Source organism: Mycobacterium kyorinense, from assembly GCF_001672775.1.
Lineage (GTDB): Bacteria > Actinomycetota > Actinomycetes > Mycobacteriales > Mycobacteriaceae > Mycobacterium > Mycobacterium kyorinense_A.
In genome coordinates this window covers 1-14480 of the sequence record NZ_LZKJ01000056.1, presented here as the reverse complement: position 1 = coordinate 14480, position 14480 = coordinate 1, and the positions used below count along the sequence as shown (strand labels likewise).

The following is a 14480-nucleotide window of genomic DNA, read 5'->3' as shown; positions in this document are numbered from 1 at the left end:
CCATTCGCCTGCTACCGGTAGGTCCGCGCCGAAACTACAGCTGCCACACCGAGGGCGCGTTATGGCCGCGGTTTCCGCTTTTCGGTCGGATGCGGCACGCGCCGCGTACCTCAAGCTCTACGACGCAGCGCTGGCGACCAGCAACCTCCCGGTCACCGAATTGGACATCGAGACGTCGTTTGGAACGACGCATGTGCTTACTGCGGGCGACCCGTCAAAGCCTGCGCTTGTGGCGCTCCACGGAATGGAGATCAGCTCGACGATGTGGGTACTGCTCTTGCCCATCCTCGCAGCTAATCACAGCGTGACGATGATCGACGCAATCGACGAGGCGGGTAAGAGCATCGCAACTAAGCCGCCGAGTAACAGCGCCGAGTTGGTGGCGTGGCTCGATGAGACGTTACGTGCGGTCGATATCCTGCGGTCGGCAATAGTTGGTGCCTCGCGCGGTGCATGGATAGGGACCAACTACGCGATTGCGTTTCCCGAGCGAGTGGAGCGGTTGGCGCTCGTGTGTCCGGTAGGGATCGTAAGAGGACTGAAATTGAGTTTTCTGATGCGTGGGCTGACAACCATGGGTGTTCGGCCCACCGAAGAGCGCATCTGGTCATTCCTTGACGCCATGGTCATGCCGACGAATCGCAGGTCTCTTCGCGAGGAGCCGTGGCGGCCGATCATGCAGCAATTTGTCGGTGGCAGCGTCGGCTTCAAGGCTGCAGTCAGCAGGCCGCTAATGAAGCCCTGGCCGATGCGTCCTGATTGCGACCTTCGACCGCTCGCGGCGGCTCGGATTCCGGTGCTGGCGATCATGGGCAGGGACGACTCATGCCACCACGGGCCAAAGGCGGCAGCCCGCTTCCGACAGCAACTGCCCGAGGCGCGGGTCGAGCTGGTCGACGACGCGAACCATATGATTTTGTCCGACCAACCCGAGATCGTGGAGAAGCTGCTTACCGACTTTCTGCAGTGACGGCCGCGCCCGAAGTTTGGTCGGCCGCGCACCTGAGGCGATAGTTCAGTAGCCCTGCGCCACAGGATAATTCGTCACTGTGACGTATTGCTGGCGGTGTGGGGGAAGGTGGCGGGTGGGTGGTCGATGGCCGGTTCGAAAGCCGTCCGCCCGGGGCACGTTCAAGCTTTCGCCTAACACCCGGATCATTCGTTAAGTGATTTGAGCTATACGTCAACCTCGCCGCATTGAAGACCGCGGCAGCCCGTTGGGAATGAGTACCCAGATCGGTGCCGTGACGTGCTCAGATCGGCCAATCGTCAAAGCTGCGAGCACTTTTGGTTAATGCATGCGCAGCACCTAAGTGCCGATAAGCGACATTATGTCAAGTAGTCGGGACGATAGTCTGCCCTCGCACGCGAAGAATGTGCGAGCCCGACGACGTGACGGTGCAGCGCTCAGAGACCGCCCGAGTGTTCATACCGCCGAGGTCGATGTAACGACGAAAGGTTGCGGCACGAGCCGACGTAGATGTTGGCGCAACCAGCCAAGTCGACAGAGGCACTCGAACTGACTGGACAACGACGACGTAGCGCCTTTCGTGGTCAGTCATGGTGCCGTGGCGGCGTCCCATGGATTCACTGCGTCGACACCGGTGCCGACGAAGTCATCGACGTTGCGGGTCGCGAGTGCAGCGTTCCAGTTACGACAGATTGCTGCTACCTGGGCGTCGGCCATACTGATCGGGCGTCCAACACGTTCTCGTGAGGCAACGATCGCCGCGTAGTGCGTCGCCGCCGGCGCATCAAACGGAAGAATCTGGTCCTCAAAATCCTCTGCTAGCAGCCCCTCGACCTTGATGTGTAGTTCGCGCTTGCGGCGTCCCTCCGGCAACCTGGCAACGCCATACATAAGCTCGGCCGCGGTGACGACGGTGACCAGTACGTCCGAAGCGGAAAACCTGTCAACCCAACGAATGACGCTGGGCTCGGGCGCCTTCCGCATCAACTCCGATACGACGTTGGTGTCGAGGACGATCACGGGCCAAAGTCCACAGCCCGCGGGTGCTCAATTCGGTTCGGCTGGCCAAGGTCTGCCTCCCCGGCGACGTCAGAGAACCGCTGCCGAATCCGGGTAGCCATCCCCGGGCCACTCGAAGAACGCTCCAAAACGGTACGCAAGATCTCGCGCACTTCGGACTCCATTGAGCGACCGTGCTCAGCCGCGCGCACACGCAGTGCCGCTTTGAGGTCGTCGTCAAAATCGCGGATCGTCAAAGTCGCCATTTACCCTCCTGCGGATGCTGTCATTGCAGTCAATGCTAGCAGCATGGATGCCGGGGAAGGTTCTTCTGCCAAGTTCAGTCGTCCAAGCGCAGGATCATTGCCGTGAACGCGTCGGCGCGTCGTTCGGATTGTGTCCGCGTTTCACCACTGGTCGCCGTGAACAGATCGGCATCATGGAGCAACAGTTCTGCTTCGATGCGCATCAGTGCCCGTGTGAACGGTTCCGCCAATTCTTGTGGCAACTTCCCCGACAGGATCCCTCCGCCTCCACGGTCTCTGGTTATCGTGATGCAAGCGATAGCCCGCAGCAGCAGTTCACGAGGCTCTCCCCCGACCCGATCCGTGTTTGCGTCGCTGGTCATCTTCGGAGGGTAAGGCGCGATACCGACAAGTCCGCGATCTCGTCGCCGCAGATCATGCGTGCGCAGCCACTATTACCCGATTCACCTGTGCGGCCCCTGAGGAACACGGCCGAATCGCCGCACTGCTCAGTCGCCTCTAGCTGCAACGATATTGCCGGTTGAGCACACAATTCGACGGTGGGGTGTAGGGACCGGTCAGCACGCCTCTTAGACCACCTGTGGCCGAACCGCCGGGTGCAATGACCCGATTCCAATTCGCGGGGGTGACGACAAAGTGCGTGCCAGATTGGGTAACGGTGCTGTTCCACGCGTGCGAGATGGATTGTCCCGCTGGCATGTCGAATTCAAGCCTCCAATCGCTGAGCGGCGCCATGCTCGCGTTGGTGATCGCGAAGCGGGCGATGAAACCGGTCTGCCACGTATGTTCCACCGACAACTTTGCCGTGACCGCGGCCGCCTGAGCTTTTGGGGCGATGGCGAGTCCGAGGGCAACCATCAATACCGACACGGTAACGTGAAGCGCTGTGCGCCAGCGCTTCACGTAGTTGTCAAGTCTCGCCATAGCAGGCAACGCTAAAGCCGAACAGGTGTTATCGGCCTTCGCATCACGGTAAGCTGCGGTACCTTTGCCCAATTGAAACCGTTGTGAAATCTTGGTCCCGATCCAGCGCGAAACATATATCGGTCGGGCCGAACGCGAACTCGTGGACGGCGAAACGCCAACTCATCTTGTGGCGCGCGGTAGTCCAGCCGCCTGTGCACTGTGCCCTAGGTGCGCGGATCGCCGTATCGCGACGTCGGCCCCACGGTTCGATCAAGCGGTAGGGCTAGTGTAGGGCGCCTACGCGCCACTAGGGGCACGCCCGTTGCTGCCGGCGGGCATGAGCTGAACGAGCATACTCTCGACCACGCGGCCCGCGGCCGCCCTGGTCAGCGGAGCGTTGCCGAAAATCAATCGGTACCAGAGCAAGCCGAACACCTGGTCGACAACAAGGTCGATCGCGCCGCGTTGGACGATCTCTCCTCGCTCCACTGCGGCCTCGATGATTTCTCGCAACGCAGCGCGGCGCGAGGCCGCGAACTCGTCGAGTTCCGCGGCGGTGTCCGGATCGCCCAGCGCTTCGCGCAAGACGCCTAGCAGCAAGCTCCGGTGCTTCGTGGCAGCGGCAAACGTCGCGCGCACAAATGACGTCAGATCACTTCTCAGGTCACTTGTTTCGGCGGCGATGACCTCGGACTCGGCCAGCGCCACCATCGCCTCCAACAGCAGCGCACCCTTCGTGGGCCACCAGCGATACAGGGTTTGCTTTCCCGCGCCTGCACGCTGAGCAATGGACGCCATTGTGATTTTGGCGCTCCCCTGGCTTTCAAGCAGCTCGGCGGCGGCGGTCAGGATCGCATCCCTGGCCGCGTCATTCCGGCGCCGTCCGGTGTGAGTACGCACTCGCATAGCGAAGCACGAGTCCCCCCATCTTGACAAGACTCTACGTCTCGACAAATACTGATCACATGCCAAAGTCTGCAGACCGAAAGCACCGTCGGGTTACGCTCTTTCACAAGTGGATCGCCAACCCGTTGAACCGGTTACTGCCGACCCAGGTCTTGTTGGAAACAACGGGCCGCAAGAGCGGCAAGCCACGACGCACTCCGATCGGAGGACGGCTGATTGGGGATCAGTTCTGGTTTGTCTCCGACCACGGCGAAGCATCCAACTACGTGCGTAACATCCTCAGCGATCACAATGTCCGGCTTCGGATCCGCGGGCGGTGGCACCGCGGCAGGGCCCATTTGATGCCCTCTGATGACGCACAAGCTCGGCTCTCTCGCCTCCCCCGGTTCGACAGCGCACTCGTTCGCGCGTTGGGAACCAATCTGATGACCATCCGGGTCGATCTCGCCTGAGCGGTACGAGTCTCAAAACGGGGGCCCGCGCTATCCCGGTGCCGCCGGCCCAGCAGATTGCGGCAGCGGAAACAGGTGTCGGAATTTTTCGACGAGTGCACGGTCGCCTGCGATGCGCAGCGATCCGTCAGCAAGGATTTCGTCGAGGTCACTGTCGGTGCGTAGCAACGACAGTAGGGCGGTCTGATCGGTTTCCAGGGTGGCGTCTGGCCGTTCATGCTCGCCGCGCGTGAGGGTGAGCTTTCCCCCGGCGATGCGCAGCTGAAATGGCTGGCCGCTCAAATGTATGGCGATCGCCGCGTCCATACCCACCGCGGCCTGGCGGTCGAAAAGGGCTGTCAGCGAGAGCATCACGGAGTCGACGCCAATGGGCGCGTCGTAGGGCATTGTCGGCGAGCGGCTAGCCCAGCGGGCCAGGTCGAGAACGATCGGCGCCAACTCGGCCCCCCAGGGCGTCAATTCGTACACCCACGATGCGCCCGGTGGGCTGAGTCGACGACGATGCACCACCTCTGTGCCGGTGAGCTCGCGCAACCGCTGGGTCAGCATGTCGGGGCCGGCGCCGGGCAACCCCGCCAGTAGATCGGTGAAGCGCTTCGGGCCCAGCAGCAGTTCGCGGACCACCAATAACGCCCAGCGCTCCCCGATCAGGTCCAGCGCGTGAGCCACCGCGCAGCCAGTGTCGTATCTACGTTTCCCTGCCATGGAAACCCATCCTACCTGCGGTGATCCAATAATCAAATTAAGCACTTGGATTTTCCAACTAACGCCTGCTAGCGTCGACATCGTCCCGCCCGGGACGCACTACGAAGGAGATGAAAGCCATGCCTGTGTTCACCGTCGACGCGCCCAACGGGGCGACGCGGAACGCCAAGCACACGATGTTGAAGGAGATCACCGACGCGCTCGATGAGGCCTATCACTTTCCCGACACGCGTGGCTGGCTGCGCGAATACTCGGCTGAAAACGTGTCCCAAGACGGCCGCGTGCAAGCTGAGCCAGTGCGGCCGGTGGTGTCATTGGAGGCACCGGAACTGGCCAGTCTGGACGCCAAACGCAAACTGGTGCAAAAGATCGAGACGGCCGTCGGCTCGGCGTACGCGGGGATCGCCAACGTCGAGGAAGTCCTCGTGCTGATCAATCACTACCCACTACAAGACGTCGGCTGGAGAGGCAGCCTGCAATCCGACAAGCCGGAGATTGTTGCCGCCCTAGCCGAGTTGAATCGCTGAGATCCGCCCGGAAACGCGCTCGCTGTCCGACTCGGACCACGGTGCCGACGCCGCATCCTGGTCCGAGTCGGGACAAAGCCAGCGAGATTTAGTTCATGAAGGGCACCTGCGTCATGAGCGTTATCAATGAGCAAGTTATCGCGGAATTCCGCGCTAGCACCGGAGTAGTCCTTGAGGCCATGGGTGGGCACTTCAACGGGATTCAGTTGCTTCTGCTGCACACCACAGGCAGGCGCAGCGGCCGGCAGTACGTGACTCCCCTGGTTTACATCGAAGACGGTGAAAGGTATGTCGTCGCGGGCTCCAACGCCGGTGCAGACCAGGAGCCGGCCTGGGTGGCGAACATCGCCGCCATGCCGGAGGTGATCATCGAGGTGGGCGAGCGGACGCTGACCGCGAAGCCCACGATCCTGCGGGACGGCCTGGAACGGGATCGCCTTCTCGCCGCGATGCTGGCCTACTCCCCTGACATCCGCGAATATCAAACCAAGACAGAACGCATGTTCCCGCTGATCGTCTTGGACCCGGCCCCCGCCTGATTCGCGTCACTGCTATTCACCGACGCTCGCTCGGCCCAGCGATCTGTCCTCCCTCAGTCGGCCCTCGGCGCGATAGCTCGGCCGAAAAGCCTTGCGCGAGCTTCTTCGATCTGTCGGTGAATGCCGGGGCTGGTAGTGGACAGGATCGTCAACGTGTCGAAGTAGGCGTGGCCGTATTGAACTGCGCCACCGGCAAATTCGAACACATCGACGACACGCAAGAGCAGTTCGTGACCGTCGTCAAATCCTGTCCGTCCGCGATACAACCACTCCACACACAGCGAGTCGCTGTCGCCGGCCCAGCCCTGTAGTTCCGGGTCCAAATCGGGAGTGCCTGCCAGAAGCATCTCGTAATAGCCAGGGATCTCGGGTTTGCTGATAGGACGCAGCATCCCAGGATTGAGGATCATGCCAGTGCTGTTGTAACAGGACGCCAGTCCAACCGGAACGTCGGCATTGTTGTTGTGCCACAGTGCGTCGAAGCGGCGCACAAAGTCGGCCGGATCCACCGACTCATCTCCGTCGGCGGCCGAAGTATTCACCAGGGCTGGTGACCATGTCGGCTGGTAGCAACGAATGGCGAGCGCGGAGTTTATCGGAGCCAATACCCTGGCTTGATCATAGAACCGCCGGCCTTCGATGATCCGGCCCGCGCGCAAGCGATACGAGTAGACGGCAGGCCAATTCACTGGGGTGCCGTGGTAGGTGCCGAAGTTGTCAGTCAGCAGGTATACGTTGTCTTCCCGGGCGTAATAGCGGCGGATGCCAATGCGCAGGTCGGGAATGCTGCGCAAGAAGCCAGTTGCAAGTTCGAACACCCGTGTCTTTGGAACCGGGGAATCCATTCCCGCGTCCCACAGCGTCCCGTCAGGGTGATACAGCTGGACATATTTTTCAGCCGTTGGATCAGCGGCGAACTCGTGGAATTCTTCCACAAAGCGTTCAACGAGCGCGGTGCGGTCGGTGTCGAGCTGATGTGCTGTCGTCACGTCATTCTCCTGGTTTCGGTGTGCAGTCCGCCGCTGATGAACTGCATGCCCATCAGCGAACCAAGGAGGTTCGTTTCGGCGAAAGCTTCGGCGGGACTGAGGACTCCGGCGGTCGGGGGCTGTCCTGCGGCGAGGAGTTCGGCTGCCTCCACAGATATCAACGCCCCGATCTGATACAAGTCGCCGGCACCGCGACAATAGCTCCGATGATGATCGGTGTCGGTATATGCGTCGACAACGACGGTGAATTGCGTTGCGGCAGCTGCTGGCGACGCAGCCACGGGCGAAGCGTCCGATGTCTGACCGGTGCCGGCGAAAGTCGCAGCAGTAATGTAGGTCTCGACGGCGGCGGTGCGCGTATGGCGGGGCACCGTGACCGATTCACAGCAGCCCTGATACTCGGCGATCACCGGCTGGACGCCGATCGGCAACGGAAACGGGAACTCGGACAACGTGCGGTTATCACTCGACGGCAGCAGCTGAAGTGCGTTGTCGCGGTATATGACCCGGTCGGAATTTGCCAATGCCGCCCCGGTTGCCACACTGGCCGGAGTCAGTCGCCAGCCTTCCACCGCATACGCGATAGCCAGTCGACGCAACGGTCCCATCGATGCGGCCAGCTGTTGGGCGATCAGATCGGCGAGCCCCGTGTAGAACGTCATGCCAGCGATAAGAGTCAGACCCGCCTGGCGTGCCGGGGCGTCAAGTTCGCGCATCAATCGATAGACATAGGCCGGCTCGGAGGTGTGGTCGAGATAATGCGCCCCGCCGGCGATCGCAGCCTCTGCGACCGGTCGGCCGAAACGGCTGAACGGCCCCGCACAGTTGATCACTACCGCGCAATGGTCCGCCAAGCACCGCAATGCTTCCGCATCGTCGATGCGCGCGGGATGGACCTCGCAATTGCCACCCAGCGTTGCCGCCAGCTCCCCTAGCCCGGCCGCGTCGCGGCCCCCTAGGACGACGTGGTGGCCCCCGCTGATCAGCTGCGCCGCGACAAACCGACCGGTATAGCCGGTCGCGCCATACACACCGACGCTCAGCATTAGTACGCGCCGTCGGCAGCGACGATCTCAGTAATCAGGCGCGAATCGCGCGTCACCCACAACCGCTCGAACCGTCGATAAAGCCGCCCGGCGGCCGGGTCAAATCCCTGCGGTTCTGCGGACTTCGTCGTCGTGACGGTTCCAGCCGAACGTGCGGCGTGGGTGCTGTCCATACCTGAGCATTTAACGTACTCCAAGTACGTATGTCAAGTACGTAAGTCAGGTATGTACTTCGGCTATCCTCTGTAGGGTGACCACCCCCGCGCGCACGCAGGCGGAGCGAACCCGCGCCACCACCGACCAACTCGTGTCTGCAGCGCGCGAACTGTTCGCCACCGCTGGGTACGACGCCACCTACCTTGATGTGGTCGTTGAGCGCGCCGGCGTCACCAAAGGTGCGCTCTACCACCACTTCGACGGCAAGCGCGCATTGTTCGCGGCCGTCTACGAAGCTGAGCAACGATTCATCGAGCGCGCCGTCAACCGCGCTGCCGGCGATCATCACGACGACAGTTGGCAGGCCTTCATCGCCGGCTGCCGGGCCTTCTTCGATGCGGCCCTCGATACTGGCTTTCAGCAGATCTTGATTGACGCGCCGGCGGTATTGGGTTGGCAACAGATGCGTGAGATCGAAGACCGACACCTCATGGCGCTGTTCAAGCAGGGGATTCATCGCGCGATGGAGGACGGGCACATCAAGCGCCGTCGGGTTGAGCCGTTGGCTCACCAGCTGCATGGAGCAATGTGCGAGGCGGCGATGGTGATTGCCCGCTCAGGGGACCCCGCTCAGGAGGTCAGCGACGCGGTGGCCGCGCTCGAGGAGCTTCTCAACGGCATCACCATCAGCTCAGATAAAAAGCGCCGCAGTATGAAGAAGTAACCATTGCAAAGCCTATGCCCCCCAATGCATGTGCGGTTGTCATCACGCGGCCGCCTGGCCAGGTCGTCGATACTCGGATCTGCGCGCAGCGGGACGGTCCGGCACGGCACACCGGAGTCACTGCAGCTTCTGCGCGAATTCAATGATGTTGCCGTCAGGGTCGGCGATGTGCAGCGTCCGTTCGCGCCAGGGGCGATCGACCGGCCCGCTGAGGATCTCAACCCCGAGCCCTCTCAACCGCTTCGCTTCCCCATCCACGTCGTCGATCCGGAAGCCGATCTCGCTACAAGGCGGGTTGCCGCCTTCACGACAGATGAGCTCCGGTAACTTCGACCGTTCGAAAAGCGAGAACTTGGTGTTATCCATCTCGAACTCGACGTAGCCGTCGCCTTCGGTCCGCACTTTGAGCCCGAGCACCTGCCGGTAGAACGTCACCGACCGTTTGAGCGACTCGACATATTGGATGACGTAATCCACGCGAGGCATGAATTACACGGTATCGGCTTGCAGATGCTCATTCGCCTCTGCCGGCACGATAACCGCGTTAGGCTCCTCGAGGTCACGTCACATCGTGCATCAGGAGTCGACTATGAAATCCGATGCAAAGGGACTCAGCGAAGACGCCCGTCGGCTACGTGAGTTCGCCGCATTCGACAAGTTCTCGGACAATGACCTCGAGCGCCTCGTTCGGGCAGCAAATCGCACCTCGACAAGAGTGCCCTCGCCGTTGATTCATGAGCAGACTCCGTCGGATGCCTGCTACATCCTGCTCAGCGGTGAGGCCGGGGTGTACGTCGGCCAGGACCGCATTGCCGTAGTGGGGCCCGGTGAGATGATCGGGGAATCTGTATTGCGCCGCGGGACGTTGCGTTCTGCGACCGTAACGACGACCGGCCCCGCCGAGGTTCTGCGTATCGGGCGTGACGATCTCGTCAGGCTGCTCGACGACATCCCCGCGCTGCGTGAAACCATGGACGCGACTGTTGCTAAGCACGTGCCCGTAGTTCGGCCGCCGAAGCCAAAACCGCAACGCGCCAAGGTAAATGCCTCGATTTCGACGGACTTGGTCGAGCGGTTCGAGGAGGCCGCCAACACTGCCGGTGTGGGTCTCGCGACTGCGCTCGAGGACGCGCTCACCCAATGGATCGAACGGAGCAGCGCAGCCGCTTCCCCGTAGACCTCCAGCTAGGCCGCGTCCGGTACGGTGCGCTCATGTCCGACCGAAACCGCCGCTTCCTCCTCCGCGAACGTCCGACCGGACGCATTGGCCCTGACACGTTCGAACTCAGCGAGGAGGCGGTCCCCGAGATCGGCGAGGGCGAGGCGCTCGTCCGTGTCGACTGGATCTCGCTGGATCCGACGAACCGCGCGTGGATCAACGACATGCCGTCGTACCTGCCGCCGGTCGGCATCGGCGAGGTGATGCGCGCAGGCGGGCTGGGCGAAGTGATCGCGTCGAAGAATCCGAACTATGCGGTCGGCCAGATGGTGCAGGGCCTAGTCGGCTGGCAGGAGTATGCGGTCGTCTCGGACGCGATGCCGTTGCTGCCGGTTGAGGTCGCCGAGGGCGTTTCCCCCAGCGCATATCTCGGCGCGCTCGGGATGACCGGGCTCACCGCGTGGATCGGGATCCGCGAGATCGGCAAACCTCAGCCGGGCGAGACCGTCGTTGTCTCGGCCGCAGCCGGCGCGGTCGGCTCGGTTGCCGGCCAGCTCGCCAAAGCCGCCGGCGCACGTGTTGTCGGCATCGCCGGCGGCCCCGAGAAGTGCGCGCTGCTGACCGAGCAACTGGGCTTTGATGCGGCCGTCGACCACCGCGCCGACGACTGGGCCGCCCAGCTGGCTGCCGCGACGCCCAATGGCATCGACGTCGATTTCGAGAACGTCGGCGGCGAAATCATGGATGCGGTCTTCGCGCGCCTCAACATTCGCGCACGGGTTGCACTATGCGGGCTGATCTCCGGCTACAACTCGGCAGACCCGCCGCCTGGACCGCGCGCGTTCGGCAACCTGCTTGTTCAGCGGGCCACGTTGCAGGGCTTCATTGTTCTCGACCACTTCGGCCAGGCGCCAGAAGCAATCGCCGAGATCTCCGGGCTGATCGCCGAAGGACGGCTCACACCGCTCGAAACGGTCGTCGAGGGCTTCGAGCAGTTGCCGACGGCGATCAACATGCTGTTCGACGGCAAAAACGTCGGCAAGCTTGTCGTCAAGACAACCGGCTAGTTACTGCGGGTGAGTCGCCAGATAGTCGCCGACCGGAATCCGTGACGGCGCAGCGTAACCCACGGGCAGCAACACATCGCCCGCGGTCGTGTAGTAATACACGTCCCACCGGTAGTAGCCGTTAAACGCGATGGGATCGGCTGCCAGCACCGCCGCGTACTGGTTGACCGCCTGCACGTATTCGTTCGCGTGGTTGTACCGGTAGAGGGCGTGATCACGGTTGGTGGCAAAGCCATTGGCGGCGAGGTAGCGGCCCGCCGCCAAGATGCTGTCGCGCGGTGAGTGGATATCGCCGCCCTCGCTGTAGGCGTCGAACGTCGAGGGCAAGAACTGCATTGGGCCCTGCGCGCCCGCGCTGCTCGGTCCGACGATGCGCCCGAAGCCGGTTTCGATGAGGTTGATCGCAGCCAAGTAGGCCCAATCGACGCCGGACTCCGACTCCGCCTGGTGGTAGTAGCTCAGCAGCTCGTCGGCCGGGGCTGGAGGCTCGATGCGCCACGCCGGCAGCGTGTCCTTGACCTGTGCCATCGCCCTGAGCTGGCGGCGGGCGTCGATATTGCGGTCGTAGACGTCGAGTAACGACGGCGGGATGCGCGGTCGGGTGAGCGCATCCCATTCGGGGTGTCGCCCGATGGCCCGATACGCGGCCTGCTGTCGGCGCGCCGCCGCCACCAGCGTTGCCTCCGCCGTCGACGCGTCACGCAGCGCTTGCTCGTCGGCGACGAGCTCGTCGGCCAGTTGCGCGGGGTTCGATGCCAGCCGGGGCTGCGCACCTTCAGGCGTGCTCGGTGCGGCAGCCGCCGTTGTGGTTGACACGAGCGTCGCAGCGGATACACCCGTTGGCGGCGCAGTTGGCTTTGTACACCCGACGAGTCCGAACATGATCGTGCAGAGCACAAGCGGAGGCATGGCGCGCCATGTGGTGCGTTTGCTGGCGACAGACCACAGTGGAGCAGCGACTACACGCTTCCGGCTCACCGTGTTCACTTCCGTCGAATCCACGCTGCGGCGATGAATATGAAAATTATGGTGTCACTCCCAGCGCTAAAGCGCCCAGTAATCGGTTGCGGTGCTCAGGCAGTGAGCAGTCCTACGCCAAGCGATGCCAAACCCACGGCGAGCATCAACCCGCCGGCGTACACCAGGGCGATCAGCGCGTTGGGGCGCTCGCGACCCTCGCCCATCGACGAGAAGAAGAAGCCGCTGGGCATCAACAACGCCGCGATCGGTACCCCGAGGCGCGATAGCCAACCCCAGAACCCCGCCATGTCCACGGCCTCGGCATAGAGCAACGCGGTTAACGACAGGATCAACAGCACCCCCGCATGGGCATGGCCGGCACGCGCGAACGACATCTGAAACGGTGTGGCCGGGGCGGATCCACGCACCAACCTCACGAGGTAGAGGCCACCGGTCTCCACGGTGACCAAGGACAAAAGCAGGATTCCGGCAAGGATCCGGGTGATGTCAGACATCGAGGCGCCTCTCGATCGGATACTGTTGCTATCCAATTTATTGGATACCTTCACTACCTGATATGTCAAGATGGACCCATGCGACTGGCTGAGCTGTCCTCGCGGAGCGGGGTTGCCGCTTCGACGATCAAGTACTACCTGCGGCTCGGGCTGCTTCAACGTGGTGAGCATCAGAGCAGCACCTGGGCGACGTACACCGATTCGCACGTGCGTCGGCTCGCTCTGATCCGCGCTTTGGTTGAGGTCGCCGGGCTGCCGCTCGAGGCGGTGCAGCGGGTCCTCGCAGTGGTCGACGACGAGTCCGTGCCGTTGCACCGGGCGCTCGGGACCGCGCAGTGGCTCCTGTCCCCCAGTCCCGGCGAGGACCCGAGCGTCGGGTCGACCGAGCGGGTCGATGCCCTCCTCGCCCGGCACGGCTGGGACCTGGCGCCCGACAGCCCGCACCGTCCCGTGCTCGCCGGCGCGCTCGACCGGCTCGACGCCCTGGCATTCCCGGCCAGCGACGCGCGGCTCGACCGCTATGCCGAGGCGCTTGGCGGCCTCGCCGCGAGCGAGGTGGAAGCGGTCACCGCCGAGGCGGAGCGCGCAACCGCGATCGAGCACCTGGTGATCGGAACCTTGCTCTACGAGCCAATTTTGGCCACGATGCGCCGGATGGCGCAGGAGGCCCAGTCCGCCCGCCGCTCAGGCCACGAGTGAGGTCATCAGGTCGCGGCTAGAGGTCGCCGGTGAAATCAGCGCTGAGCCAGCGGTCCGGCCGGATCGTGAACAAGACGTTGTCCGTCGTTTCGATGCTACGAACGAATGCGCGTCCGCCTTCCTCGCCGAGGTAACGGATGGCGATGGTCTCTCGTGCCTCCATGGGGCCGGGCGTGGCGGTGTCGACGACGGTGCCCTCGACGACCACGTACTGATACGGCAGGTCTTCGCGTTGGACGACCAGAGTTACCCTGCCCGCGCGTTCGATGAGCCGAGCCTTGCGAGTCGATGGCGACGTGCTTATCCGGATGTCGCCCCCCGGGGTGTAGTCATACCAAATCGGAACACTGGCCGGCGGCCTGCCGTCGGCGGCTGCAACCGACAGCACGGCGACGTGCTTGGCTGCGAGAAACTCCTGCCGCTCGGTTTCGCTGAGGCTTTTCACGTCGACTGAAAACCCACATCCCGCAGTTCTATTCCCTCGCCGTGGGCCCAGATGTTGGCAGTATCTGGCAGTCAGCCCCATGGATCTGGCGGCAGCGTTGACCTTCAATTTTGGCGAGAGGCGAAAACCTTTGTTGCCCTGGACGATCCGTCCGCAGTCTTCGACGCGATTACGGCAATCGCTGCCTAGAAATCCGCTTGCTCAACAAAGCGCTACAGCAGACCCGGCAAAGAGCCGGCCCCATTCATCACGAGCCGCTGACTGCGCATCGATGAAGCTGTGCGACGATTTTCCGCCGCCGCCAGCGAGGTGGACGAGCGCCCAGGCCATCGCGAATACCGGCATGTGGTGGCGTTGTGCCGCGCCGAGCAGTTCGTGCAGAGCCGTCTCCGACGTGCACCGGCGAAGACCGATCAGAATGCCCTGTGCCGTGTCGAGGATCCGGCCGCT

At 62.9% G+C, this 14480-nt stretch carries 22 protein-coding genes; 8 read left to right on the top strand and 14 right to left on the bottom strand.

All coding sequences use genetic code 11. The annotated features are described in order from the left end of the window. The first annotated feature begins 61 nt into the window (after positions 1 to 61). Complete coding sequence (locus A5707_RS05515; protein WP_065013510.1) at positions 62 to 970, top strand: alpha/beta fold hydrolase; 909 nt, start codon at positions 62 to 64, stop codon at positions 968 to 970. Positions 971 to 1558: 588 nt separating this feature from the next. Here A5707_RS05515 and A5707_RS05510 read toward each other — a convergent pair. From A5707_RS05510 to A5707_RS05490, 5 genes are all read right to left on the bottom strand, one after another. Beyond that, positions 1559 to 1990 (bottom strand): type II toxin-antitoxin system VapC family toxin, encoded by a 432-nt coding sequence (locus A5707_RS05510; RefSeq protein ID WP_065013509.1) that lies wholly within the window; start codon positions 1988 to 1990, stop codon positions 1559 to 1561. Next, positions 1987 to 2235 (bottom strand): FitA-like ribbon-helix-helix domain-containing protein, encoded by a 249-nt coding sequence (locus A5707_RS05505; RefSeq protein ID WP_065013508.1) that lies wholly within the window; start codon positions 2233 to 2235, stop codon positions 1987 to 1989. Before A5707_RS05505 ends, A5707_RS05510 begins: the two co-directional genes overlap by 4 nt. A gap of 74 nt (positions 2236 to 2309) precedes the next feature. Next, on the bottom strand, positions 2310 to 2597 hold the full coding sequence (locus A5707_RS05500; RefSeq protein ID WP_065013507.1) for a DUF222 domain-containing protein: 288 nt from the start codon (positions 2595 to 2597) through the stop codon (positions 2310 to 2312). Positions 2598 to 2733: 136 nt separating this feature from the next. After that, positions 2734 to 3159 (bottom strand): cellulose-binding domain-containing protein, encoded by a 426-nt coding sequence (locus tag A5707_RS05495; protein WP_065013506.1) that lies wholly within the window; start codon positions 3157 to 3159, stop codon positions 2734 to 2736. Positions 3160 to 3438: 279 nt separating this feature from the next. Beyond that, positions 3439 to 4041, bottom strand: coding sequence for a TetR/AcrR family transcriptional regulator (locus tag A5707_RS05490; protein ID WP_197495261.1), 603 nt, complete (start codon positions 4039 to 4041; stop codon positions 3439 to 3441). Between the two features lie 65 nt (positions 4042 to 4106). Between A5707_RS05490 and A5707_RS05485 the strand changes: the two genes are divergently transcribed. Then, positions 4107 to 4499, top strand: coding sequence for a nitroreductase/quinone reductase family protein (locus A5707_RS05485; protein ID WP_065013504.1), 393 nt, complete (start codon positions 4107 to 4109; stop codon positions 4497 to 4499). A 30-nt stretch (positions 4500 to 4529) separates the two neighbouring features. Here the strand turns inward: A5707_RS05485 and A5707_RS05480 are convergent, their stop codons facing one another. After that, the gene (locus A5707_RS05480) at positions 4530 to 5204 is read right to left on the bottom strand and encodes a winged helix-turn-helix transcriptional regulator (RefSeq protein ID WP_232000635.1); all 675 of its coding nucleotides are present in this window, start codon (positions 5202 to 5204) and stop codon (positions 4530 to 4532) included. A 119-nt stretch (positions 5205 to 5323) separates the two neighbouring features. Between A5707_RS05480 and A5707_RS05475 the strand changes: the two genes are divergently transcribed. After that, a complete protein-coding gene (locus tag A5707_RS05475) occupies positions 5324 to 5731 on the top strand; it encodes a tautomerase family protein (RefSeq protein ID WP_065013513.1) in 408 nt (135 codons plus the stop codon). A 95-nt stretch (positions 5732 to 5826) separates the two neighbouring features. Beyond that, positions 5827 to 6270 carry a nitroreductase family deazaflavin-dependent oxidoreductase gene (locus A5707_RS05470; protein WP_065013502.1) on the top strand — a complete coding sequence of 148 codons (444 nt, stop codon included), beginning with the start codon at positions 5827 to 5829 and terminating at the stop codon, positions 6268 to 6270. 53 nt (positions 6271 to 6323) lie between these two features. Here the strand turns inward: A5707_RS05470 and A5707_RS05465 are convergent, their stop codons facing one another. From A5707_RS05465 to A5707_RS23685, 3 genes are read right to left on the bottom strand one after another with little or no spacing between them, the layout of a single operon-like run. After that, a complete protein-coding gene (locus A5707_RS05465) occupies positions 6324 to 7259 on the bottom strand; it encodes a nuclear transport factor 2 family protein (RefSeq protein ID WP_065013501.1) in 936 nt (311 codons plus the stop codon). Further along, positions 7256 to 8305, bottom strand: a complete 1050-nt coding sequence (locus tag A5707_RS05460) for a saccharopine dehydrogenase NADP-binding domain-containing protein (protein ID WP_082969264.1) — start codon at positions 8303 to 8305, stop codon at positions 7256 to 7258. The genes A5707_RS05465 and A5707_RS05460 overlap by 4 nt, the downstream gene beginning before the upstream one ends. Then, positions 8305 to 8478 carry a hypothetical protein gene (locus A5707_RS23685; RefSeq protein WP_156657590.1) on the bottom strand — a complete coding sequence of 58 codons (174 nt, stop codon included), beginning with the start codon at positions 8476 to 8478 and terminating at the stop codon, positions 8305 to 8307. The genes A5707_RS05460 and A5707_RS23685 overlap by 1 nt, the downstream gene beginning before the upstream one ends. A gap of 77 nt (positions 8479 to 8555) precedes the next feature. On the opposite strand from A5707_RS23685, the gene A5707_RS05455 reads away from it, so the two are divergent. Beyond that, positions 8556 to 9185, top strand: a complete 630-nt coding sequence (locus A5707_RS05455; protein ID WP_065013500.1) for a TetR/AcrR family transcriptional regulator — start codon at positions 8556 to 8558, stop codon at positions 9183 to 9185. Between the two features lie 117 nt (positions 9186 to 9302). Here A5707_RS05455 and A5707_RS05450 read toward each other — a convergent pair whose 3' ends face one another. After that, positions 9303 to 9671 (bottom strand): VOC family protein, encoded by a 369-nt coding sequence (locus A5707_RS05450; protein ID WP_065013499.1) that lies wholly within the window; start codon positions 9669 to 9671, stop codon positions 9303 to 9305. Positions 9672 to 9774: 103 nt separating this feature from the next. Between A5707_RS05450 and A5707_RS05445 the strand changes: the two genes are divergently transcribed. Beyond that, the gene (locus A5707_RS05445; protein ID WP_065013498.1) at positions 9775 to 10362 is read left to right on the top strand and encodes a cyclic nucleotide-binding domain-containing protein; all 588 of its coding nucleotides are present in this window, start codon (positions 9775 to 9777) and stop codon (positions 10360 to 10362) included. A gap of 35 nt (positions 10363 to 10397) precedes the next feature. Beyond that, positions 10398 to 11411: an NADP-dependent oxidoreductase gene (locus tag A5707_RS05440; protein ID WP_065013497.1), complete on the top strand. Its 1014-nt coding sequence runs from the start codon at positions 10398 to 10400 to the stop codon at positions 11409 to 11411. Here A5707_RS05440 and A5707_RS05435 read toward each other — a convergent pair whose 3' ends face one another. Beyond that, positions 11412 to 12293, bottom strand: coding sequence for a lytic transglycosylase domain-containing protein (locus A5707_RS05435; RefSeq protein ID WP_232000636.1), 882 nt, complete (start codon positions 12291 to 12293; stop codon positions 11412 to 11414). It abuts the gene before it with no gap. 191 nt (positions 12294 to 12484) lie between these two features. Next, positions 12485 to 12886 carry a hypothetical protein gene (locus A5707_RS05430; RefSeq protein ID WP_065013496.1) on the bottom strand — a complete coding sequence of 134 codons (402 nt, stop codon included), beginning with the start codon at positions 12884 to 12886 and terminating at the stop codon, positions 12485 to 12487. A 78-nt stretch (positions 12887 to 12964) separates the two neighbouring features. Here A5707_RS05430 and A5707_RS05425 point away from each other — a divergent pair, with 78 nt between their 5' ends. Continuing rightward, on the top strand, positions 12965 to 13585 hold the full coding sequence (locus tag A5707_RS05425) for a MerR family transcriptional regulator (protein ID WP_065013495.1): 621 nt from the start codon (positions 12965 to 12967) through the stop codon (positions 13583 to 13585). Between the two features lie 16 nt (positions 13586 to 13601). Here the strand turns inward: A5707_RS05425 and A5707_RS05420 are convergent, their stop codons facing one another. Then, complete coding sequence (locus A5707_RS05420; RefSeq protein ID WP_065013494.1) at positions 13602 to 14030, bottom strand: pyridoxamine 5'-phosphate oxidase family protein; 429 nt, start codon at positions 14028 to 14030, stop codon at positions 13602 to 13604. Positions 14031 to 14231: 201 nt separating this feature from the next. Further along, positions 14232 to 14480, bottom strand: a 249-nt coding sequence (locus A5707_RS24355; RefSeq protein ID WP_232000634.1) for an ANTAR domain-containing protein, incomplete at its 5' end; no start/stop codon positions are given.